The sequence below is a fragment of the Streptomyces sp. NPDC021096 genome, assembly GCF_040641275.1.
In the GTDB taxonomy this organism is placed as follows: domain Bacteria; phylum Actinomycetota; class Actinomycetes; order Streptomycetales; family Streptomycetaceae; genus Streptomyces.
On record NZ_JBFADG010000001.1, the window covers coordinates 384,480 to 404,758 of the forward strand.

The 20,279-nt window shown below is 74.4% G+C and carries 16 protein-coding genes; 10 read left to right on the forward strand and 6 right to left on the reverse strand.

Translation table 11 applies throughout. The features are described from left to right. Positions 1–153 precede the first annotated feature (153 nt). The gene (locus AB0G59_RS01815; protein WP_360906910.1) at positions 154–1,122 is read right to left on the reverse strand and encodes an ABC transporter substrate-binding protein; all 969 of its coding nucleotides are present in this window, start codon (positions 1,120–1,122) and stop codon (positions 154–156) included. A gap of 570 nt (positions 1,123–1,692) precedes the next feature. Between AB0G59_RS01815 and AB0G59_RS01820 the strand changes: the two genes are divergently transcribed. Next, complete coding sequence (locus AB0G59_RS01820; RefSeq protein WP_071965227.1) at positions 1,693–2,907, forward strand: NADP-dependent malic enzyme; 1,215 nt, start codon at positions 1,693–1,695, stop codon at positions 2,905–2,907. A gap of 73 nt (positions 2,908–2,980) precedes the next feature. Here the strand turns inward: AB0G59_RS01820 and AB0G59_RS01825 are convergent, their stop codons facing one another. Together AB0G59_RS01825 and AB0G59_RS01830 are read right to left on the reverse strand one after the other, a co-directional pair. Further along, positions 2,981–4,315, reverse strand: coding sequence for a hypothetical protein (locus AB0G59_RS01825; protein ID WP_360906912.1), 1,335 nt, complete (start codon positions 4,313–4,315; stop codon positions 2,981–2,983). Continuing rightward, a complete protein-coding gene (locus AB0G59_RS01830) occupies positions 4,312–5,628 on the reverse strand; it encodes a hypothetical protein (RefSeq protein WP_360906915.1) in 1,317 nt (438 codons plus the stop codon). Before AB0G59_RS01830 ends, AB0G59_RS01825 begins: the two co-directional genes overlap by 4 nt. 189 nt (positions 5,629–5,817) lie before the next feature. Here AB0G59_RS01830 and AB0G59_RS01835 point away from each other — a divergent pair, with 189 nt between their 5' ends. Both AB0G59_RS01835 and AB0G59_RS01840 read left to right on the forward strand, forming a co-directional pair. Further along, the gene (locus AB0G59_RS01835) at positions 5,818–6,780 is read left to right on the forward strand and encodes a zinc-binding dehydrogenase (RefSeq protein WP_360906917.1); all 963 of its coding nucleotides are present in this window, start codon (positions 5,818–5,820) and stop codon (positions 6,778–6,780) included. 7 nt (positions 6,781–6,787) lie between these two features. Next, entirely contained in the window at positions 6,788–8,182 is a 1,395-nt protein-coding gene (locus AB0G59_RS01840; RefSeq protein WP_360906919.1) for a cellulase family glycosylhydrolase, read from the forward strand. Positions 8,183–8,413: 231 nt separating this feature from the next. Here AB0G59_RS01840 and AB0G59_RS01845 read toward each other — a convergent pair whose 3' ends face one another. Together AB0G59_RS01845 and AB0G59_RS01850 are read right to left on the reverse strand one after the other, a co-directional pair. Further along, positions 8,414–9,307 carry a helix-turn-helix transcriptional regulator gene (locus tag AB0G59_RS01845; protein ID WP_360906921.1) on the reverse strand — a complete coding sequence of 298 codons (894 nt, stop codon included), beginning with the start codon at positions 9,305–9,307 and terminating at the stop codon, positions 8,414–8,416. After that, the gene (locus tag AB0G59_RS01850) at positions 9,307–10,179 is read right to left on the reverse strand and encodes a DUF4097 family beta strand repeat-containing protein (RefSeq protein WP_360906923.1); all 873 of its coding nucleotides are present in this window, start codon (positions 10,177–10,179) and stop codon (positions 9,307–9,309) included. The genes AB0G59_RS01845 and AB0G59_RS01850 overlap by 1 nt, the downstream gene beginning before the upstream one ends. Positions 10,180–10,293: 114 nt before the next feature. Between AB0G59_RS01850 and AB0G59_RS01855 the strand changes: the two genes are divergently transcribed. Then, positions 10,294–11,130, forward strand: a complete 837-nt coding sequence (locus tag AB0G59_RS01855; protein ID WP_071965656.1) for a hypothetical protein — start codon at positions 10,294–10,296, stop codon at positions 11,128–11,130. 39 nt (positions 11,131–11,169) lie between these two features. Here the strand turns inward: AB0G59_RS01855 and AB0G59_RS01860 are convergent, their stop codons facing one another. Further along, positions 11,170–11,352, reverse strand: coding sequence for a DUF6104 family protein (locus AB0G59_RS01860; protein ID WP_360906925.1), 183 nt, complete (start codon positions 11,350–11,352; stop codon positions 11,170–11,172). A gap of 147 nt (positions 11,353–11,499) precedes the next feature. Between AB0G59_RS01860 and AB0G59_RS01865 the strand changes: the two genes are divergently transcribed. The 6 genes from AB0G59_RS01865 (at position 11,500) to AB0G59_RS01890 (ending at position 20,243) form a co-directional block, all read left to right on the forward strand. After that, positions 11,500–11,889, forward strand: a complete 390-nt coding sequence (locus AB0G59_RS01865) for a CU044_2847 family protein (RefSeq protein ID WP_360906927.1) — start codon at positions 11,500–11,502, stop codon at positions 11,887–11,889. Continuing rightward, positions 11,886–14,069, forward strand: coding sequence for a trypsin-like peptidase domain-containing protein (locus AB0G59_RS01870; RefSeq protein WP_360906929.1), 2,184 nt, complete (start codon positions 11,886–11,888; stop codon positions 14,067–14,069). The genes AB0G59_RS01865 and AB0G59_RS01870 overlap by 4 nt, the downstream gene beginning before the upstream one ends. Before the next feature lie 164 nt (positions 14,070–14,233). Next, on the forward strand, positions 14,234–15,238 hold the full coding sequence (locus tag AB0G59_RS01875; RefSeq protein ID WP_360906931.1) for a MoxR family ATPase: 1,005 nt from the start codon (positions 14,234–14,236) through the stop codon (positions 15,236–15,238). 6 nt (positions 15,239–15,244) lie between these two features. Further along, positions 15,245–18,352, forward strand: a complete 3,108-nt coding sequence (locus AB0G59_RS01880) for an SAV_2336 N-terminal domain-related protein (RefSeq protein ID WP_360906933.1) — start codon at positions 15,245–15,247, stop codon at positions 18,350–18,352. 110 nt (positions 18,353–18,462) lie between these two features. After that, positions 18,463–18,771 carry a hypothetical protein gene (locus tag AB0G59_RS01885; protein ID WP_360906935.1) on the forward strand — a complete coding sequence of 103 codons (309 nt, stop codon included), beginning with the start codon at positions 18,463–18,465 and terminating at the stop codon, positions 18,769–18,771. After that, complete coding sequence (locus AB0G59_RS01890) at positions 18,768–20,243, forward strand: HEXXH motif-containing putative peptide modification protein (protein WP_360906937.1); 1,476 nt, start codon at positions 18,768–18,770, stop codon at positions 20,241–20,243. The genes AB0G59_RS01885 and AB0G59_RS01890 overlap by 4 nt, the downstream gene beginning before the upstream one ends. Positions 20,244–20,279 lie beyond the last annotated feature (36 nt).

The following is a 20,279-nucleotide window of genomic DNA, read 5'->3' on the forward strand; positions in this document are numbered from 1 at the left end:
CCGGTCTCGGACTCGGGCTCCGGCGTGGACGCGGCCTCGACCTCGGGCTCCGGAGTGGACTCGGGCTCCGGCTTGTCGGGCTTGTCGGGGGAAGCAGTCACGGATGATGCCTTTCAGCGTTGCCGTACGAGGGGGGACAGGGAGGCAAGCGGGTCAGGAACCGCCGTTGATCTTGACTTCCTTGACGGCGCCGGCGTCGACGCCCCAGGTCTTGACGACCTTCTCGTACGCACCGTTCTTGATGATCGCTTCAAGGGCTTCCTTGAGCGCGTCCCTCAGCTGGGCGTTCTCCTTCGAGACGGCGATGCCGTACGGGGCGGCCTCCACCTGCTCGCCGACCGACTCGAAGTCGTTGCCGCCGCCGGAGGTCTTCACCGCGTAGGCCGCGACGGGGAAGTCGCTGGAGACGGCGTCGACGCCACCGGCCTTCAGCCGGGTCTGGGCCTCGAGGTCGGTGTCGAACGCCTCGATGGCGATCGTGTCCTTGTCGTCCTTCTCGCACTTCTCGGACTGGGACTTGGCCAGGTCGTGCGAGACGGTGCCCCGCTGTACGGCGATCTTCTTGCCGCAGAGGTCTTCCCAGCTCTTGATGTCCTTGGTGTCGCCCTTCTTGGTGTAGAGCGAGACACCGGCGTTGAAGTAGTCGACGAAGTCGACGCCCTCGGCGACCTTCTTCTTGGTCTTGGGGTCGATGCCTTCCTGGCGGTCCTTGGTATCGGTCATCGCGGACATGGCGATGTCGTACCGCTTGGAACGCAGGCCCGTCAGCAGGGCGTCGAAGGTGCCGTTCTGGAAGTCGACCTTCACGCCGAGTTCCTTGCCCATGGCGGCGGCGATGTCGGGGTCGATTCCGACGACCTTGCCGTCCTTCTTGAACTCGACGGGCGGGTAGGCGATGTCGGAGCCCACCTTCAGGACGCCGGCGTCCTGGACCTTCTTCGGCAGCTTGCCGAACAGGGGGGCGTCGGAGCCCTTCGCGGTCGCGGCGCCGTTGCCGGAGGTCGTCTTGTCGCGCTGGTCGCCACAGCCGGTCAGCAGCAGGGTGCCGGCGACCGCGATCGCGCCGGCCGCGGCCAAACGACTCCTGGCAGCGGTCGGGCGGGGGGTGGTGCTTGCGGTCATTGCTGGTCCTCCTGCGGGTGAGGGGGGATATCCGACTGGTAACGCTGCAATCACGCAATACACGGCAGATGCCGCAGCACACTTCCTCGTGAGCCGCGACCTCGTGCGGTCTGCGCATCTTGCCATCCGGACTGCCCCATTCGGGGGGCCAGCCATGTCAAAATCGGATAACGGGTGATCGACAGGTCGTACACAACGGTTCGCACCCTTTTGCCTCCGGTGTCTCTTCTGTGCACCTTCTGATCACGAGACCCACATCACGCTCGCGCCGTCTCACTTCCTGGACACCCCGGCGCATCCGTCACCAGTTGACACGTTCCGGACGGCATCCGGGCGGGGGGCCGTGCCGCATCGAGCCGGAACTCACTCGTCGGCCGTAGCGCTCATTTGATAGAAATGCCAGCTACACCCCTCATCCGGGGCTCAGGGCGCGTGTGTGCGGCGCGTCCGGTGTCCGCACGCCCCCCGTGGTGGTCATCCGACCTCCCGGGCCGCGGACACGGTGCCCGACCCGCCCCCACACCTCAGGGGCGGCTACCCTCGACAGGAATTTCGACAAAGGGGTCAAAAGTGGCAGCGGAGATCGTGAATCCTCCCAGCGGCAGTGGTGCGGACGACGGAGCTCAGGAGGAGTTCTTCGATCCGGCCTTTGCTCTGCACCGTGGCGGAAAGATGGCGGTCCAGGCGACCGTCCCGGTGAGGGACAAGGACGACCTGTCCCTCGCCTACACGCCGGGCGTCGCCAAGGTGTGCAGCGCCATCGCCGAACAGCCCGAGCTCGTCCACGACTACACCTGGAAGTCCCAGGTCGTCGCGGTCGTGACCGACGGCAGCGCCGTCCTCGGCCTGGGGGACATCGGTCCCGAGGCGTCCCTGCCCGTGATGGAGGGCAAGGCGATCCTCTTCAAGCAGTTCGGCGGCGTGGACGCGGTGCCGATCGCGCTGGACTGCCGGGAGGTGGACGAGATCGTCGAGACCGTCGCCCGCCTCGCGCCGTCCTTCGGCGGCATCAACCTGGAGGACATCTCGGCCCCCCGCTGCTTCGAGGTCGAGCGCAAGCTCCAGGAGCGCGTGGACATCCCCGTCTTCCACGACGACCAGCACGGCACCGCCGTCGTCACGCTCGCGGCCCTGCGCAACGCCGCGCGGCTGACCGACCGTGCGCTCGGCGACCTGCGCGCCGTGATCTCGGGCGCGGGCGCCGCCGGAGTCGCCATCGCCCGGATCCTGGTCGGGGCCGGCATCGGCGACGTGGCGGTCTGCGACCGCAAGGGCATCGTGTCGCAGGACCGCGAGGACCTCACCGACGTCAAGCGCGAGCTCGCCGGCTTCACCAACAAGGCCGGCCTGTCCGGCTCCCTGGAGACCGCGCTGGACGGCGCGGACGTCTTCATCGGCGTCTCGGGCGGCACGGTCCCCGAGCCGGCGGTCGCGCGGATGGCGAAGAACGCACTGATCTTCGCCATGGCCAACCCCACCCCGGAGATCCACCCGGACGTCGCCCACAAGTACGCGGCCGTGGTCGCCACCGGCCGCAGCGACTACCCGAACCAGATCAACAACGTGCTCGCCTTCCCCGGCATCTTCGCCGGCGCCCTGCAGGTGCGTGCCTCGCGCATCACCGAGGGCATGAAGCTGGCCGCCGCCGAGGCGCTGGCCGCCGTGGTGGCGGACGAGCTGAGCGCGGAGTGCGTGATCCCGTCCCCCTTCGACGAGCGGGTCGCCCCCGCCGTGACGGCGGCCGTCGCCGCCGCCGCACGCGCCGAGGGCGTCGCGCGCCGCTAGCGCGCTGAGCCGCCCCCGACGTCGGGGCGGTCGTACGGGGGCCGGACCGGCTGCGGTCCGGCCCCCGTCGCGTTCACCGCGGACGGCGCGCGAAGAGGTCGTAGACCTTGTTGGTGTCGCCCGGCACGAGGTTGTCCGCCCCGCTGCCGAAGACCACCGTGCGTCCGGCGAGGTCGACCGCGTCGACGCTCGAGTGGGCGTTCGCCTGCGCCCCGTCGTGCGCGACGCTGATCCGCTCGACGGCACCGGTCGTGAGGTCCCGGACGAACACGTCGTCGCTGCCGTTGGTGTCCCCCGGCACCAGGTTGGCGGCGCCCGAGGTGAAGACCACCCGGTTGTCGGCGGTCATGACCGCGCCGTAGGAGGCGCCGTCGGCCTGGGAGCCGTCGGCGGCGAGGCTCAGCCGCCGGGTGACGCCGGTGCGCAGGTCCCTGGCGAAGACGTCCGCCTTGCCGTTGGTGTCGTCCTTCACGACCTCGGCCGAGCCGCTGGAGAACAGGGCGTAACGCCCGTCGGGGCTCAGCCCGATGCTGTTGTCGGCCGCCGCGGGGCCGCCGTCGAGACGCCGGGCGGCCAGCTCGGTGCGCCCGGTGCGCAGGTCGTGCACGTAGAACGTGCGGGCCCGCGGCTTCCACAGCCCCTTCTCCGTCTCCGGGGCGAGGTCGGACAGGCTCTTGAAGCCGACCTTGCTGCCGTCCGCGCTGATCACGGGGGAGACGGAGAAGCCGTCCGCCTGACCGCCGTCGCTGGTGACGCTCACGCGCTTGGTCGTGCCCTTCACGCGGTCGCGGACGAAGACGTCCGTCTGCCCGTTGGTGTCGCCGGGCACCAGGTCGTCGCGGTTGGAGGTGAAGGCGACGTAGCGGCCGTCGGCGCTGATGGACGGGGACGCGCTGTGGGCGGGCTTCGTGCCCTTGTTCTCGACGAGGACCTCGGTCCGGCCGGTCTTCCGGTCGCGGATGAAGACGTCGTAGTACCCGCCGGGATTACGGTTCGGCGCCAGATTGGTCGCCTCCGAGTCGAAGGCGACGTAGCGGCCGTCCCCGCTGATCGAGGCCGTCCAGGACTGGTTGTCGGCCAGGGTCCCGTCGCCGGCGACGCTGGCCAGTTCGATCCGGCCGGTCCGCAGGTCCTTGACGTAGATGCGGCGGCCCGCCGAGGTCGTGCCGGGCACCAGCGTGGTCGCCAGGGACTCGAAGGCGACGTAGCGGCCGTCGGCGCTGACGCTCGCGCCGATGGTCTCGGCGTCCGCCTGGGCGCCGCTCGCTGCGACGTTCACCCGCTCGGTGCGCGGCGCGCGGTGCTCCGCGGACGCCGCCGCCGTGGGCAGCACGGCCACGCAGCTCGCCGCCGCTGCGGCCAGGACGACGCCGCGTCTCGCGGCGCGACGTGAACGGTCCGGTATCACTTCAGCCTCCGCAGGAAGACGTCGGATGTCTTGTTGGTGTCGCCGGGCACGAGGTTGTCGGCCCCGCTGAGGAACACCGCCGTGCGGGCGGAGTGATCGACACTGACCTCGCCCGAGGAGGCGTTGCCCTGCAGCCCGCCCTGCCCGGTGCTGATCCGCTCGACCTTGCCGGTCCGCAGGTCCCTCGCGAAGACATCGGCGACGCCATTGGTGTCGCCCGGCACGAGGTTGGTGGCCTCCGACTGGAAGAACACCCGCCGGTTGTCGGCACTCATCACCGCCGCGTCGGAGGAGCCGTTCGCCTGCGAGCCGTTGGGCGCGAGGCTGATGCGCCGTGTGACGCCGGTGCGCAGGTCCTTGGCGAAGACGTCCCGCTGCCCGTTGGTGTCGCCGGCCACGATGCCGCTGTCGTACGACGGGAACAGCGCGTGGCGGCCGTCGGGGCTCAGGCTCATTCCGCCGTAGACCTTCGCGGCCTTGCCGTCACGGTTCGCGGCGGCCAGCTCCGTCCGTCCGTTGCGCAGGTCGCGCACGTAGAACCAGAACGGGCGCGGCTTCCCGCTCGACGGTACGGTGCCGCCGAGGTTGGTGGCGGCGGTGCGGAAGCCGACCCTGCTCCCGTCGGCGCTGATCACGGGATCCATGGAGAACCCGTCGGCCTGGGTGCCGTCTCCGGCGACGCTCACCCGCTTCGTGGTGCCGCGCAGCCGGTCGTGGACGAAGATGTCCTTCTGCTCGTTGGTGTCGCCGGGCACCAGGTCGTCCCGGTCGGAGACGAAGGCGACGTAGCGCCCGTCGGCGCTGATGACGGGACTGGAACTCGTTCCCCGGTCCTTTTGCCCCTTCTCGACGAGGAGCGTCGTCCGGCCCGTCGCCCGGTCGTGGACGTAGACGTCCGTCCAGCCGGTCTGGCGCGGATCCAGGTTGGTGGCGCCCGAGTGGAAGGTGACGTACCGGCCGTTCCCGCTGATCGAGGCGTGCCCCGAGCTCCCGTTGGCGGGGCGGCCGTCGCTCGCCACGCTGACCCGTTGCAGCGCACCGGTGCGCAGGTCCTTCACGTACACGTGCCCCTGCTTCTCCCCGCCTCCCGGCACCAGCGTGGTGGCCCAGGACTCGATGACGGCATAGCGGCCGTCGGCGCTGATCCGGCCCGCCGACTCGGCATCCGCCTGGGCGCCGTCGGCCGCCACGCTCACCCGCTCGGTGCGGGGCGCTCGGTGCCCGTCCCCGGCGGCCGCCGCCGCGGTTACGGGCAGGAAGGCCGCGCAGCCGCCCATTAAGGTCAGCGCGGCGGTACGTCTGAGGTAACGCATTTCTCTCCCTTACGGGATGTCATGTGCGGACAAGCCGGAAGCCAACCGCGCCGCTCGCGGCCCGGTCAACGAGGACGGCCGTCCTCCGCGCCCAATACGCCCGTTGCGGGAGGGACCGCTGGACGGACGCGGCGCGTGTCACACCGCCGCGACGTTCCCTCCCTGTGCCCCGGGGGCTAGGTTCGGCTCATGTTCGCCGCCTACGCCGCACGCATCGACCGTGACCAGCCGCTGAACGGCCTCGAGTTGGGGGAGCGCCCCGAGCCCGAGGCGCGGCCCGGCTGGACGACCGTCAACGTCAGGGCCGCCTCGCTCAACCACCACGACCTGTGGTCGCTGCGCGGCGTGGGCCTCGGCGAGGGGGCACTGCCGATGATCCTCGGCTGCGACGCCGCCGGGACCGACGAGCAGGGCAACGAGGTCGTCGTCCACTCCGTCATCGGTCAGACGGGCCACGGCGTGGGCCCCGACGAGCCCCGCTCGATCCTCACCGAGCGCTACCAGGGCACCTTCGCCGAGCGCGTCACCGTCCCCGCCTGGAACGTGCTGCCCAAGCCCAAGGAGCTCTCCTTCGAGGAGGCCGCCTGCCTGCCCACCGCCTGGCTGACGGCGTACCGCATGCTCTTCACCAACGCGAACGTCCGCCCCGGCCAGAGCGTCCTCGTCCAGGGCGCCGGCGGCGGGGTGGCCACGGCGGCCATCGTCCTGGGCGCCGCGGCCGGCCTGCGGATCTTCGCGACCAGCCGTGACGAGGCCAAGCGCAAGCGGGCCGTCGAGCTGGGCGCGGAAGCCGCGTTCGAGGCGGGGGCACGGCTCCCGCACCGGGTGGACGCCGTCATCGAGACCGTGGGCGCGGCCACCTGGTCGCACTCGGTGAAGTCCCTCAAGCCCGGCGGCACGCTCGTCATCTCCGGCGCCACCAGCGGCGACCGGCCGGCGGCCGCCGAGCTGACCCGCATCTTCTTCCTGGAGCTGAAGGTCGTCGGCTCGACGATGGGCACCAAGGAAGAGCTGGCGGACCTCCTCAGCCTCTGCGCGACCACGGGCGTACGCCCCCTGATCGACTCCGTGCTGCCCCTCGACCGGGCCCGCGAAGGCTTCGAAAAGATGTCCAGCGGCGATCTGTTCGGCAAGGTGGTCCTGACGGTATGAACGACGGATGCCGAAGAGACGCTTGCGCACGGCGGCGTTCCTCGCCGTAACCGCTGTCCTGGCACTTCTCGCCCCCACGGCCGAGGCCCGTACTGACCCCGGCATACCCCGGCTGACCGATGAGTCCGGCCGCGCGCTGACCCTGCGCGGCTGGAACCTCGCCGACAAGGAGAACCGGGGCGAGCGGGCCCTGGACGACATCACCGAACGCTCCCTGCGCGACCTCGCCGCGCACGGCTTCAACTTCGCCCGCCTGGCGGTGTTCTGGGACGACCTGGAGCCGGAGCGCGGCCGCTACAGCGAGCGCTACCTGCGCAAGATCGAACGGGTCCTCGACTGGGCCGCCCGCCATCGCATCCGCGTCGTCATCGACGCCCACCAGGACATCTACGGCCCGGCGTTCGGCACCCACCGGGGCATCCCCGCCTGGGCCACACGCACCGACGGCCTGCCCTACAAGCCGCACCCGGACGACTGGTTCGCCGAATACTTCGAGCCCGCCGTGCAGGCCGCCTTCGAGCACCTCTACGAGGACGAGGACCTGCGCCGCGCACAGACCCGCATGTGGCGGGTCCTGGCCGGGCGCTTCGCACACCACCCCGCCGTGTTCGGCTACGACCTGATCAACGAGCCGATGGGCCGGATGCGGCCGGGCGAGGACATGTTCGAGGCCGCGCGCCGCATCGAGGCCACGCAGGTCACTCCGATGTACAACCGCATCGCGGACGCGATACGCGAGGTCGACCGGCGCCACTGGCTCTTCATCGAGCCCACCCCGGCCGCCGGCGAGGGCAAGCGCACGGGCCTGGGCCGCGTGGACGACCCGAAGGTGGTCTACGCGCCGCACTTCTACAACGCCGCGATGGAGGCGGGCCGGGACTACGACCCCGCGTCGGGCTGGCTGGAGCGCTACGAGGCGGAGATCGTCCACTACCCCCGCGAGCACCGGGTGCCGATCGTGGTCGGCGAGTGGGGCCCGCTCAACAGCGGGCTGCCCAACATGGGCCGCTTCTACGAGGACGCCATCGCCTCCATCGGCCGGTACGCCTCCGGCTGGGCGAGCTGGACGTGGTGCTACGGGGGTGGGTACTGCGCGCTCGAGCGGGACGGTGGGCGGTTCCAGCCGAACAAGGAGCGGACGGTGCGGCCGTATGTGGCGGCTGTGGCGGGGGTGGTGCGGTCGGAGTCGTATGAGAGGGGGCGGTACCGGGTGGAGTACGTGCCGGGTTCCTGGGGGGTGACGGAGGTTTCCGTGCCGGCCCTTGCGGGGGGCTGGCGGGTCACTGTGTCCGGGCCGGCGTGGGCGGAGGCTCCATCCGTGCCGCCGGGTAAGGCGGGGACGGTGCGGGTGCGGTCACTGGCGGGCGGGGGGACGGTCACCGTGACGGTGACGTCACGGTAGGAACCGGGGGGCGGTGCAGGCCGGTGGTTCCGTTGTGCCCACCCTCCCCCAGCTACCGCTGGGAGGTGCCCCCAGCCCAGCGGAACGATTGCCCACAACGGGGGGGCGGCGGCGGAACGATTGCCCACAACGGGAGGGGGTGGGGCGGTGTGGGGCCTGGCAGGGGCGTAAAGCGTGATTTGCGGGCCAAGTGCGGGGTTCCGTAGGGGAACGCCGCGTACGGCCCGTAAATCACGCAGCCCCAGAAGGCCCCGCGCCGTCCCGCCCCCGGCCCTCACGCAGCACCGCACCCACGCGCACAGCGGCGTCACCCAAGTGGGCCCGCACATCCTCCAGCTGAGTCTCCGTCACGCCAAAGTCCCGCGCCGCGTCCCGGACCTCGTCCCGGAAGCGGTCCAGCAGGCGGTCCAGTTCACGCAGAGGCTCCTTCGAGGCGGACTGGCCCGCCAGGGCGCCCAGTTCCTTGGCCAGGGCGCCCACGCCCTCCACGATTCCCGAGGGCCAGTCCCCGTGCCGCGTGTGCTCCTTGACCTGTTCCCGTACGCGCAGCACCTCTTCCCGCGCCTGCCATGCCTGCCGGCGGGCGCTCTGGGCCTCCTGGCGGGCGCGGCGGCTCTCCTCCTTCGCCCGGCGCGCCTGTTCCTTCCACTCCTCCCTGGCCCGCCGCAGCTCCTCCTTCGCCCCGGCGAAGTAGTCGCTCGCGGCGCCCCCGGCGCCCCCCGCGCCCCCCGCATCCGTGCGCGCCTGCCGCGCAGCCTCCCGCATCTCGCGCCGCAGGTCACCCGCCGCCCCCCGCACGTCCTCGCGGATGTCCGCGGCGAGGGCGGCGACGGAGTCGCGGATCTCCAGCTCCAGGTCGGCCAGCTCCCCCTGCCGGTCGGCGAGTTCGGCCCGGCCGGCGTCCGTGATGGAGTACACCTTGCGGCCGCCCTCGGTGGCGTGCGTGACCAGGCCCTCGGCCTCCAGCTTGGCCAGCCGGGGGTACACGGTGCCGGCGGAGGGCGCGTACAGCCCCTGGAAGCGCTCCTCCAGCAGGCGGATGACCTCATAGCCGTGGCGCGGCGCCTCGGCGAGCAGCTTCAGCAGGTACAGGCGCAGTCGGCCGTGGGCGAAGACGGGAGGCATCAGAGGACCTTTCCCTGGGCGGGGGCGTCGGCGGGCTCGTCCTGCGACGGCGGGCGCCGCAGCAGCGCGACGGCACCGGAGACGGTGGTGACCTTCAGCCGCCCGCGGCCCGCGCCGAGCGTGCCGGTGATGCGCTTGGCGCCCCACTGCCCGCTGATGCGCAGGTCCTCGAAGGCGCAGGAGACCCGGCCGCTGGTGGTGTTGGCGTCCACCTCGGCGCCGACCTCGGCGTCGGCGGGGTGCGGCAGTCGCACGGCGACCTCGCCGGAGACGCTGGTGAGGCTGAGGGTGGGGTCGGCGACGGAGCCCGACACGTCGACGAGCATGTCGCCGCTGACGGATTCGGCCCTGACCGTGCCGCCGGCGCTGTCGAGGAGGGTGAGGTCGCCGGAGACGGAGTTGAAGCGCAGGTCCCCGCCGAGGGACTGGCCCTGCAGGCCCCCGGTGACGGTCTCCGCCCTGACCGCGCCGCTCACGCCGACGAGCGTGGTGTCGCCGGAGACACCGCGGACGTCCGTGGCGCCGGAGATGCCGGAGACGACGGCCGTGGCGCCGACGACGCCGACCTCCACGCGGGTGGCCGTGGGGACGGTCAGCGTCACGGTGACGCTGTGCTTCCACGTCCTGGGGTCGAGCCAGGTGAGGAAGTTCTTCCAGGGCAGGTCCCGGTAGGCGACGGTGAGGGTGCCGCGCTCGAGGGTGACCTCGAGGGGCGGCCCCTCGATGTCGGACAGCTCGAGTCGCGCGGGGCCGCCGTCGGTGCCGACGACGTTGACGGTGCCGCCCGCGATGCGCACCTTCAGCGCCGTGACCGGCTCCTCGAACGTGAGCTTGTGCGGATCGGCGATCGACCACTCAGACTGGCCCGGCATGTCCGGCCCTCCTCGGGAAGCAGGCCACGACGCAACATATCGCGTCTTGGACTCAACACGATATATCGCGGTCCGGGGAAGTCAAGGGGCGTCGGCGTGGCTTAGCGTTGACGCATGTCCGCTACTGATCACAGCCGGGCGGCGGGGGTACTGCTGCTCTGCCGGGCCGAGCCCGACCGTGTCCGACCGTCCGCGCAGCTCCTGCGCGAGCCGCTGCTCCTCGCCCCGGCGGGCGACGGGTGGAGCGTGCTGGTGCCGGGGGAGGAGTCCTGGCAGGAGGAGGACACCAACCTCGCCGCGATCACGGCCGAGTGGGCGCACGCCCTGACCGTCGCCGAGACCTGGCCGGCGGTCGGACTGTGGTGGGACGAGGAGGGCGCGGGCTTCGTGGTCGCGTCGGGCTTCCGCCGCACGGTCGGCCACACCTGGCTCGCGGACGGCTCCCCGCTGGGGGAGGAGAGCGCGCTGACGGCCCTGCGGGCCCGGCTCGGCCTCGACCCGGTGCTGGACGCCGAGGCGTTCGACCGGCTGACGCACCCGGACTCCGACGCGGACGCCCCGGCCCGGGTGCTCGGTCTCATCGCGGTGCTCGCCCGCGCGGGCCTGCAGCTGCCGGCGGGCCTCACCCCGGGCTCGCCCGCGCGGGAACTGCGGACGGCGGCCGGGGCGGCCCCGGCGGCGGAGCCGGTGGAGTGGCCCGGATGGCGCGAGGCGGTGCGGACCGGCCTCGACGCCTCGGAACAGGGCCTGCTGGGGGAGTGGATACGCGGCCCGAAGGCACGGGCGCTGGGCGCCGCGGAGCTCGCGACGGGCCTGTCGCTGCTGGTCTTCGCCCGGCGCGGGCGCGGGTCCCGGCGGGGCTGGGCGGTGGCGGGCGCGGTGCTCATGGCGGACGGCGCGCTGACGATCGCCTACGACGCGTGGCGCGCCCGCGGCGGCCCGGGCCGGTAGTGGAACGGGTTCCGGGGCCGAGCCCCGGAACCGCGGGGCCTACTCGTCGTCGTCCTCGTCGTCGAGGCGGGCCAGCCACGTCGCGAGGCGCTCGACCGGGACCTCGAAGTCCGGGTTGAGGTCGACGAACGTGCGCAGCTGTTCGGCCACCCAGCCGAGGGTGACCTCCTCCTCGCCCCGCCGGTTCTCCAGCTCCTCGATGCCGCGGTCGGTGAAGTACAACGTGTTCTCCGTCGGTGATGGTCAGGGGTGGGTGGACGGTCCCGCCCAGGATAGGCGGCGTACGCCCGGCGGCCTTGGCCAGGACCTCTCGCGCCGGTGCGATCAGAGGACTAGCCTGCTGCATCATCTGCGTAACGGGGGTGGCGGGTGGCTGACGGGATCACGCAGGTCCGGCTCGACGACGGCACGGTCGTCTGGGCGCGGGTCACGGAGCCGCAGGAGCTGCGGGGCGGAGCCTCGGGGAGCGGATACGAAGACTCGAGCGCCTCCAGCCCGGGGCGGCGCGTGGCCGACATGGCGGGAGGGCTCGCCGATGTCGCCCGGGGCGTCGTGGGGTCCCTGCGCATGGGACTCGCCGCGGCCCGGCCGCACGAGGTCACGGTGGAGTTCGGCATCGAGCTGTCCGCCCGGGCCGGGCAGGTCATCAGCCTCATCGCCGACGGCGACGGCAAGGCCTCGATCAAGGTGACGCTCACCTGGACCGAGCGCGGCGACGGGACCCCGGACGCGCGCGGGGACGGGGGCGGCGCTCCTTGAGCGCCCTGGACGGAACCGTGCGCCGTGCGGTCGTACGCATCTCCGCACCCGGCGGCGGGTATGACCGCACCGGCGCCCGGTTCTGGGGCAGTGGCTTCTTCATCGCCCCCGGATGGGTCCTGACCTGCGCCCACGTCGTGGGGAACGGAGGTGGTGACGTGCTGCGCGGAGCTGCGGCCGTCGACATCACCGACGCCCGGGACCGTACGAGCGAGGGCCGGGTGGCGCTCGCCGTGCCGTTCCCGGACGACCCCGACCGCCCGCCCCGGCCCTGGGGCCTGCCGGACCTGGCGCTGGTGGAGGTGGCGGGGGCCGACGACGCCGAGTGCCTGTGGCTCAGCGACCGTTCGGCGATCGTGCCCGCGCCGATCAGCCTGCACGGCTGGTCGCGGGACACCGGCGAGCTCGCCCTGCGCTTCGGCCTCGGCACCGCCAACGGCGGCGACGGCAGGGACGGCGCCGCGATGCTGCTGCGCGGCGAGATCCCGGTCGAGGGCTGCTCGGGCGGACCGGTCGTGGACACCGGACGGGGCGCCGTCATAGGGGTCAGCAAGGCCCGCGGCCAGGGCACCGCGGGCCTGGCCGTGCCGATCACCGCCCTGCGCCGTATCGCCAACGAACGCCCCGGCCGCGACCGGCTGCACTCGATCATCCGCGCCCACGACCGCCACCACCTGCGCCGCTACCGCACCGTCGGCACCGGCGGCAGCTGGACGGGCCTGCAGCAGGCGCTGCGTCCGGCGCCGGCGGACGGCTTCACGCCCGTCCTGCGCACCCACCTCTTCGCCCGGCTCGCCGACCTGACCCAGCCCGGGACGCCCGGCGAGGTGATGCTGCTGGTCGAGGCGGCCAAGCGGCGGGTGATCCAGGCCCCGTACCAGCCCGGCGTCGAGCACGACCCGCGCACCTGGCGGGAGGGCGTGGGGCTGCTGTACGACCTGCGCGACGGCGGCGACCGGGCGGGACGGACGAAGGACGGGGGTCCGGACCGGGACCTGGAGCTGGAGGCCGTACTGCTCTACGCGGCACGGGTCGCGGCGGCCGTGAGCCGGCTCGGCCGGGAAGGCGACCTGGCGCCGCTGCGCGAGCTCGGCACCTGGCTGGAGGGCCAGGCCGAGCCGCTGCCCGACGTCATACGGGAGGACATCCACCAGATCCTGCACGGCGGCGCGGACGAGGCGAACGAGGCGGAGGGGACGGGCGGGGCGGACGGGCCGCGCGGGAGCGCCCCGGCGGGCACCGTCGAGCTGCGCAAGCCCGAGCGCCGCGACCTGGCACCCGGCGCGGCCGCCGCGGCCCAGGCCCGGGCCCGCGCGGACGTGCTGGTCGAGATCGACCAGCCCCTGTACGGCGACCTCTACCGCTGGCGGGTGAAGCTGCTGCTCGAGGACGGCGTCGTCACCCCGCTGCGCGCCGACGAGGACGGCGTGCCCCGGAGTCGGCTGCGCGAGAAGCTGCGCGAGCCGATCGCCGAGGCGCTGCTCCAGGGCGACGCGGGCGAATACCTGGCGGCCCTGCACGTGGTGCTGCCGCGCGAGCTGTTCGACGAACCGCTGGACGCCTGGCAGTTGACTCCGCCCGGCGCCACCGCCGAGGGCTTCGACCCGCACACGATGCCCCTGGGACAGCGCCGCGTGGTGGTCGTACGGGACCGCCGGCGCCGCGACCGCCCCGCGATCCCGGAGTGGCGCCGGCGCTGGGGCGGTACGAACCGGGGTCCGCTGACCGCCGTACCGCTGCGGCGCGAGGCGCCGGTGAAGGGGCACGACGGGCCGGGCCGCGAGAGCGGGCACGCGGCGTACGGGCGGCTGTCCGACGCCCCCGATACGGCCGTACCGGTGTACTGCGGCGAGGTGGCGGCGGGCGCGGGCGCCACCGCCATGGACGCGGCGCTCGCCGCCGGGCACGCCGTCGTGATCTGGCGCAGATGCGCCACCGGCCATGCGGATTGCGCCGAATTCCATCGGGAGGTTTCCCGACTTGTGTTCGAGGCGGAGACCGCCGAGGGACTCCACCGGCGCATCCGCAACCTCCGCATCCGCTGCGCGGACCCCGACGCCCCCGACCCCGAAGCGCTGTGGGCACGCTCGATTGCCCTGCTCTTCGACTCGCCGTTCCATCCGCCGCTGCCCGACACGCCGTTGTACGCCCCCGGCGCCCGCCCCGACGGCCCGCCATGACGGCACGTCACCCGCCGTACGGGGGAGTGCGGCAGGGGTCGGCAGGGCACCGGCCGGGCCGGTACCTTCGACCGGGGACCCGCAGCGGGGGCGCGGGGGCCGCGGTCGAAGGTACAGCCCGGCAGGGCAGGCCCAGGGGCATCACCAGCCACAAGGAGCCCAGTGTGAACGATTGGCGCATCTACCGCGGAGCCGGCCTGCCGCACGACGGAGTACGCCGGCTGCCGCCGCCCCCGCCCTGGCGGGACTTCGCCTCCTCGGGCCCCGACGCCGGGGCGGGCACCGACCCCAGCGCCGCGCGCAGGCTCGGAGTGCTGCGCCGCCTGGTGGAGAACCACCACCCCCGCCCCGAGGAGGTGGAGGCGGTCAACGCCGCCCTCTATCTGCGCCGCCCCCTCCTGGTCACCGGGAACCCCGGCACCGGCAAGTCCACCCTGGCCCACGCCGTCGCCCACGAACTCCAGCTGGGCCGGGTGCTGCGCTGGCCCATCGTCAGCCGCTCCACCCTCCACGACGGCCTCTACCACTACGACGCCATAGCCCGCCTCCAGGACGTCCAGCTCGAACGGGCGGGCGGTGCCGCCGGACAGCGCCGCTCCATCGGCTCCTACCTACGGCTCGGGCCGCTCGGCACGGCCCTGTTACCCGCCCCGCGGCCCCGCGTGCTCCTCGTCGACGAGCTGGACAAGGGCGATCTCGACCTGCCCAACGACCTCCTCAACGTCCTGGAGGAAGGGGAGTTCCGCCTCCCGGAGCTCGAGCGGATCGCCGACCTCGAGCCGGAGGTCGACGTCCTCACCGACGACGGCGGGCGGGCCACGGTCACCGGCGGCCGCGTGCGCTGCACCACCTTCCCGCTCATCGTGCTCACCTCCAACGGCGAGCGCGACTTCCCCGCCGCCCTGCTGCGCCGCTGCATCCAGCTCACCCTCGAGGCGCCCGGCGAGGAGCAGCTGACGGCCATGGTCAGGGCCCACCTCGGGGACGACGCGGTGACCGACGGGGACGCCCTCATCCAGCGGTTCCTCGACCGGGAACCGGGCGAGGTGATCGCCGCCGACCAGTTGCTCAACGCCCTCTTCCTCACCCAGCACGCGCCCCGCACCGAGCGCGTCACGCGCGACCGGCTCGCGGACATGCTCATGCAGCCCCTGGACCGTCCGAGGTGATGAGAGATGACGGCGCCCCCCGGCCGGCGGCTGGGAGAACTGGTCGCCCGGCTGCGGGCCGCCGACTGGGAGCTGTCGGCCGAAGAGCTGGCCGACGCCCTCTGGCTGGCCCAGTGGGTCGGTACCGGCACGACGGCGGGGCGGCCCCGGGCCGGGGACGCCGGCGCCGGTGAGCCCCCCGGGCCCGCCGGCCGCACCGAAGACCTCACCGGCCCCCCGCACCCCGGGGAGCGCGAGCGGCCCGGACGCCCCGGCACACCGGACGCCCGGCGCCGCGAGGACCGCGCGGAGCGTGCGGCGCGGCGCCGCGCCGAGCGCTCGGGCCCGGTGTCCGTGTACGTCCCGCGCGGCGGTTCCGCCGCGCCCGTGGACGCCTTCCCGATCCGCGTCCCCATGGCCTCGTCCCTGCCCGGCCTGCTCGGCCTCCAGCGTGCCCTGCGCCCCCTGCGCGGCTACCGCTCGCTCGCCGCGCCCACGCCGGGCCCCCTCGACGAGGACGCCACCGCCGACTGCGCCGCCCGCACCGGCATACTCCAGCCCGTCCACCGCCCGGAGACCCGGCGGGCGGTCTCCATGCAGCTGCTGATGGACACGGCCCCCTCCATGGCCGTCTGGGAGCGGATGCTGGAGGAACTGCGCCAGACCTGCGCCCAGCTGGGCGTCTTCCGCGACGTCCAGGTGCGCTACCTCCACCGGGGCGACGACGGCACACCGCTGGTCGGCACCACCGCCGCGCCCGGGGCCCCCGGGGAGGCCCGCCATCTGCGGCCGCGCCCCGCCGACCAGTTCCGCGACCCCACCGGGCGCCGGCTCACCCTGGTGATCAGCGACTGCGTGGGCGCCCTGTGGCAGGAGGGCCGGGCCCAACGCCTGCTCCACCACTGGGCGCTGACCTCACCGCTGGCGGTCGTCCAGCCCCTGCCGCCCCGCCTGTGGCCGCGCACCGCGCTGCCCGCCGACGCCGGGCTGCTCGCCCGCGACCCCGCCACCGGCGGCAGGCTGCACTTCGACCCCGAGGGCTACGGACCCCCGCCCGGCCGCGGCGCCCTGCCCGTACCGGTCCTGCTGCCCACCCGCGACGCGCTGGGCGCCTGGGCCCGGCTGCTGTCCGGCCCCGGCCGCACCGCGGTGCACGGCGCCGCCGGCTGGGTACTGCCCCACCACCCCGCCCGGCCCGCCCCCGCGCCCGGCGAGCGCGCCGCACGCGGCGCCGACGACCTGCTCAGGTCCTTCCGCGCGGCCGCCTCGCCGGGCGCGCTGCGCCTGGCCGTGCACCTGGCGGCCGTCCCCCTGACCCTGCCGGTCATGCAGATCGTCCAACGGGCGATGCTGCCGGACACCGGCCCCATGGAACTGGCCGAGGTGCTGCTGAGCGGGCTGCTGTGGCGGCTGCCCGGCGCGGGCCCCGGACCCGGGGGCGGACAGGGGTACGAATTCGCCGACGGCGTACGGGAGATGCTGCTGCAGTCGCTCGACCAGAGCGCCGCCGCCCTCGTGCTCAAACACTGCTCGGACTACGTCGAACGCCACTTCGGCAAGAGCGCCCGCAACTTCTCCGCCCTCGCCGCCGCCCAGCTCTCCGGCCGGCCCCCGCGGGACGACGCCGCCGGAGCGGACGCCCGCGTCCGCACGGAGCCCGCAGCACCGGCCGAGCCGGAGCTGTTCGCCGAGGTACCCGCCCGCGTGGTCCGCTGGTACCAGCCCGTACCCGTCGAGAGCGGCCCCGTGGGCGAGGCCGAGCGGCTGCTGCGCCTGTGGCACGTCCAGGCCGACCCCACCCTGCTCCACGAGGCCCGCGCCCACGCCGCACCCGCCGCCACCGCCCCGCCCACCGAGGGCGGCGCCGGCGAGGGGATACGGGCCCGCCTCGTCCTCGGCGAAGTGCTGCGCGCCCTCGCCGGCACCGAGTCCGTACGCCACGACCCCGCCCAGCGGCACGCGATTCTCACGGAGGCCGTCGCCCTGCTCACCGAGGCCCACGACCACACCGAGCCCGGCACCGGCCGGCACACCGCCGCGGCCCTGGAACTGGCCGCCGCCCACCACGACCGCTGGCTCGCCGACGGCGACCGCGACGAGCTGCTCGCCGCCGAACGGACCCTGCGCGCCCTGCCGCCCGGCACCCCGGCGCGCCATCTGCGCCTGGGCCGGACCCTGCTCGCCCTGGCCCGCACCGGCCCCGGCCCCGGCGCCACGTCCCGGGCCGCCGAGGCCGCCGCCGAACTGCGCGCCGCCTGCGAGCTGCTGGAGGCCGCCGAGGCACCCGACATCCAGCGCTGCGCCGCCCTCCTCGACCTCGCCCGGGCGCTGCGCCACTGCGGAGCGCCCGCCGCCGAGGCCCTCGCCGTCCTGGACCGCGCCCGGGCGGCCGCCGTAGACGACGCCCAGGAGCTGTACTGCCGCATCGAACAGGCCCGCGCCCACGCGACGGCCGGGAGCCGGCCGGAGACGGACGACGCCTACGCCGCGGCGGTGTCCCTGGCCGGCCGCGACAGCGTCCTGCGGTGCGAACTGCTCCTGGAATGGGGCGAGTCGCTGCTGCGCCACGCCCAGGAAGCCGACGGGCCACCGGCCCCCGACGCCGTCGCCCGTGCCGAGGCGGTGCTGCGCGAGGCGTTCGCGGTGAGCCCCGGCAGGTCGCCGCTGCGGACGCGGACCCAGCTCCTGCTCGGCCGCGCCCTGGTGCTGCGGTTCGCACGGCAGGGCTTCCCGCCCGACCTCTACGAGAGCTGCCATCTGCTGGAACAGGCGGCCCGCCACGCCCCGGACGGCGCCGACAGCGCCGAGGCATGGCTGGAGCTGGGCATCGCCCGGCTCGCGCTGAGCGAGCACCAGGGCACCGCCCCCCTCGCCGACGCCGCCGCGGCCTTCGACACGGCGGCCAAACAGGCCGCCCGCCTGCCCACGCCCGACGGCCCCGGCTCGGTCACCGCGGCCCGCGCCCTGCACCGCTACGCCGACGTCATGGAACGCATGGGCCTGCGCCGCGCCGCCCTCGCCGCCTACCGCGACGCGCAGCGCCACTGGCGCGACCTGACGGCCCGGCTGGCCCCCGTCCCCTGGGCGGAGGTCGCGGCGACCCGGGAGAGCGTGGCCCGCCTGGCCGACGACTGAGCCGGATGTCCGGTCCTGATCCGAACGTGTTTCCGGCTTACGGGCCATGGGAAGAACCGTGCAGCCGCGGGGGGCCGCTCCCGGCGGACGGCGGCAGGGAGGAGCGAGAGGTGCCTGAGCACAAGTACGCCGCTACGGCCGAACGGAACGGCTCCGCGGAGGTGCCGTCCCTGCCCGACCTCACGGGCACGGGGCTGCGGTCCCTGCGGACGGACAGAGACCCGCACCTGGCGGCCGCGGTGGAGCGCGCCCTGTCGTTCCCGGCCGAATTCGGGGAGACCTGGTACTCCGACAGCACCGAGGCCGGCCTGTGGCACGCGACGCCGGAAGCGAGCGACCGCCCGGGCCCGGTGCCGGGGCCCACGGGGCGCCGAAGCGCACCACCGCCGTCCCGCCGCGGGGCGGACGCCGGGCCGTGACGGGGGACGACGGAAGCAGCCGAGCGGCCCCGGCCGGGGCCCGGGACGAGGAGGTCCCCGTACCGCCGCACCGCACCGCCGTCCCGTGGCAGAGGTCCGGCCCCGCCGCAGGCCCGGGCGCCCCGGCGGGGGCCCGGCACGGCGGAGCCCCCGACCCCCTGTCGCCGCGGCACCCGGGCCCCGCCGCGCTCGCCCGGCTGGCGCGGACGCGGTCCGGGCCCGGGGATCTCCGTCTCCTCCTCGACGGCGCCCACAGCCGGCGGCTGGTGCTGCTCAAGTCCCTGCTGACGCGGCTCGAACGGCGTCCCGGCGCCGTGCCGGGAGCGGTCCTCGAACGCTTCGAGGCGCATTGGCGGTTGCTGGAGCGCGCCGAGGCCCGCGACCCGCGCGCGGTGCGCGACACGCTCGGGTACCCGTCGGTGGGCACGTGGCTGACCCGTACCCTGACCGCCCCCGACGGGGACTCCCTCGCCCACTGCCTCGCGTACTTCGGGTCCGTCGCCGCGGCCGCCGCCCTGCAGGCGGGCGAGCGCTTCACCCTGGACCTGCCGGCCCCCGGCGGCCGGCTCGCCCTGCCCGGCACCGGGCTCGTGGAGAGCGGCGCCCCCACCCTGCGGCTGACCGCCCACGGCCGCACCGCCCACCTCACGGCCGGGGGCCGCGCCGGACCCGTACTGCTGCGGCTGCCGGGCCGGACGTCCGGCGCCGGCACCGGCTGGCGGGGCCTCGCGCGGCTGCCCGGCAGCGGCGCGTTCCTCGACGACCTCGACCCCTACCGGGCCCCGGCCGAAGGCGTCGGCAGCGCCGCCCTGCTCGCCGCCGGCCCCGACCGGACCGCCGGCGAGCCCTGGACCCGGCGCTGGAGGGTGGCGCTCGCCCTGCTGCGGGCCACCGACCGGGCCCGGGCCGCGGAGGTGACGGGGCTGCTGCGCTGTGTGGTGCCGCTCGCCCGCCCGGCCCCCCACGGGCGGGGCGGCCCGAAGGTGAGCGCCACGTTCCGGGCGGCGCCCGGCGCGGTGTTCGCCACCCTCCCGGACTCGGCGGCCGACCTCGCCGAGGTCCTCGTCCACGAGACCCAGCACAGCAAGCTGTCCGTCCTCCACGACCTCCTGCCGCTGCACGAGGCCGGGCCGCGCGAGGTCTACCGCGTGGCATGGCGCCCCGACCCGCGCCCCTTCGCCGGCGTCCTCCAGGGCACGTACGCCCACCTGGCCCTGGCCGACTTCTGGACCCGCGCCGCGCTTCGGGCCCCCCTCGCGCCCGGCGCCCGGCGTGGCGCCCGCACGCGCCGCGATTCCTACCTCCGGCAGGTCGCGGAAGCCCTCCCCCTCCTGCTTGAATCGGCTGAACTGACGGAGGCCGGGCGGCAGTTCGCGACCGGCATGGACCGGCACCTCGCGGCCCTGACGCGGGCGGCCGGCGAGCGCGCCACAGCATTTGGCGCTATGTCACCATTTGGTGACGTACGGTAATCTTGCCTCCGCGCTGGCTCCCGGCCGGCGCGGTGC

Bases quoted from the DNA above. Each gene is read 5' to 3' on its own strand.
- AB0G59_RS01815 (WP_360906910.1), bottom strand. From the start codon at position 1,122: ATGACCGCAAGCACCACCCCCCGCCCGACCGCTGCCAGGAGTCGTTTG.
- AB0G59_RS01830 (WP_360906915.1), bottom strand. From the start codon at position 5,628: ATGCGTTACCTCAGACGTACCGCCGCGCTGACCTTAATGGGCGGCTGC.
- AB0G59_RS01835 (WP_360906917.1), top strand. From the start codon at position 5,818: ATGTTCGCCGCCTACGCCGCACGCATCGACCGTGACCAGCCGCTGAAC.
- AB0G59_RS01840 (WP_360906919.1), top strand. From the start codon at position 6,788: ATGCCGAAGAGACGCTTGCGCACGGCGGCGTTCCTCGCCGTAACCGCT.
- AB0G59_RS01845 (WP_360906921.1), bottom strand. From the start codon at position 9,307: ATGCCTCCCGTCTTCGCCCACGGCCGACTGCGCCTGTACCTGCTGAAG.
- AB0G59_RS01850 (WP_360906923.1), bottom strand. From the start codon at position 10,179: ATGCCGGGCCAGTCTGAGTGGTCGATCGCCGATCCGCACAAGCTCACG.
- AB0G59_RS01855 (WP_071965656.1), top strand. From the start codon at position 10,294: ATGTCCGCTACTGATCACAGCCGGGCGGCGGGGGTACTGCTGCTCTGC.
- AB0G59_RS01880 (WP_360906933.1), top strand. From the start codon at position 15,245: ATGACGGCGCCCCCCGGCCGGCGGCTGGGAGAACTGGTCGCCCGGCTG.